The 1449-nt window shown below is 78.5% G+C and carries 2 protein-coding genes; both read right to left on the bottom strand.

The window, feature by feature from the left end; genetic code table 11:
* Window positions 1-745, bottom strand: a 745-nt coding sequence (locus tag GT030_RS26740; RefSeq protein WP_161203307.1) for a glycosyltransferase, incomplete at its 3' end; no start/stop codon positions are given.
* On the bottom strand, window positions 723-1449 hold a 727-nt coding region (locus GT030_RS26745), incomplete at its 5' end, for a glycosyltransferase family 9 protein (protein ID WP_161203308.1). The genes GT030_RS26745 and GT030_RS26740, both read right to left, overlap by 23 nt.

Below are 1449 nucleotides of genomic sequence, written 5' to 3' on the forward strand. Positions count from 1 at the left end.
CGGCGGACAGGGGGCGGCGCAGCCAGAGGGTGAGGACCTCGTTGCGCCACAGCCGGGGGTTGCGCCCGTGGCGGCCTGCCGGGGCCGGGTGGTGACGGGCCGTCAGGGAGGGGTCGTAGACGACGCCCCAGCCCTCGGCGGCGAGGTCGTAGGCGAGCAGGGTCTCCTCGCCGCCGAAGAAGAGCAGCGGATGGAAGCCGCCGGCCGCGCGGAAGGCGTCTCGGCGGACCACGCAGGCGCAGGCGAGGAAGCCGAGTACCGGGCGCCCCGGCAGGTCGGGTTCGGGCGGCAGCGGGGAGCCGGCGAGCACGGTGTTGAGGGGGTCCTCGGTACCGTCGGGACCGACCAGGGTGCGGGCGACGACCAGGCCCAGCCGGGGGTGGGCGTCCAGCAGGTCGGCGGCGCGGCGCAGCGCGCCGGGCTCCCACCAGGAGTCGTCGTCGCTGAACGCGACGTAGGGGGTGTCGGCGCGGTCCACGGCCAGGTTGCGGCCGAGCGCCCCGGTGTTGGCGCGGGGGCGCAGCAGCCGGGGGGCGCCGGGGTGGCGGCGTACGGCGCGGAGGGAGGCGTCGCCGGTGCTGTTGTCGACGACGATGACCGGTGGCCGTTCGGGCAGCGCGGTCAGGGCGTCGAGGGTGCGGACGAGGCTGGCGCAGCGGTCGCGGGTGATCACAGCGACGGTGACCCGGTCCTCGGCGGTGTCCGGGCGCGTGGCCGACGGGTCAGAGGTGGAGGGCACCGGCATCGACGCCGTCTCCTCTCGGCGGTCCGGTGGGCGGGGTGGGCGGCAGCAGGGCGAGCGCGGCGAGAGCGGCCTCCTCGGCACCGATCCTGAGCAGGCCGGGGTCGGTGACCGTGCCGTGCGGGTCGCCGGGCGGACCTGGCCGCCACAGGGCCCGGTGACGCGGCAGCGCGGGCGGCCCCCACAGGGCGGGCGGTACGGGCCCGAAGAGCGTCACCGAGGGCGTGCCGTGGGCGGACGCCAGGTGGGCGACCCCGGTGTCGCCGCTGACGACCAGCGCGGCGTGGGCGACGAGCGCGGAGAGGTCCCCGAAGGGCAGCCCGCCGGTGAGCAGGTCCCCGGCGGGCACACCTGAGCTGTCGGCGACGTCCTGGACGAGCCGGTCCTCGCCCGGCCCGCCCGTGACGACGACCCGGTGTCCGAGGGCGCGCAGCCGCCGGGCGACGGCGCCGAAGCGTTCGGCGGGCCAGCGCCGGGCGACGGCGTCGGCCCCCGGATGGACGACGACGGCGCCCGGTGCCGGTGAGGGACCGTCCGGCGGGGGCAGCCGCAGGTCGGCCGGGTCGGCGGGGATGCCGTAGGCGGCCAGGAAGCGGCACCAGCGTGCCCGTTCGTGCTCGTCGGCCCGCCAGGCGGGGGGCGGCCGGGAGCCGGGTCCCCGGTGGGCGTGGGCCAGCAGGTACCGGGGGTGGAGGGCGGCGAGGGCG

Origin of the sequence: Streptomyces sp. SID1328 (genome assembly GCF_009865595.1) — a bacterium.
Taxonomy (GTDB): Bacteria; Actinomycetota; Actinomycetes; order Streptomycetales; family Streptomycetaceae; genus Streptomyces; species Streptomyces griseoluteus.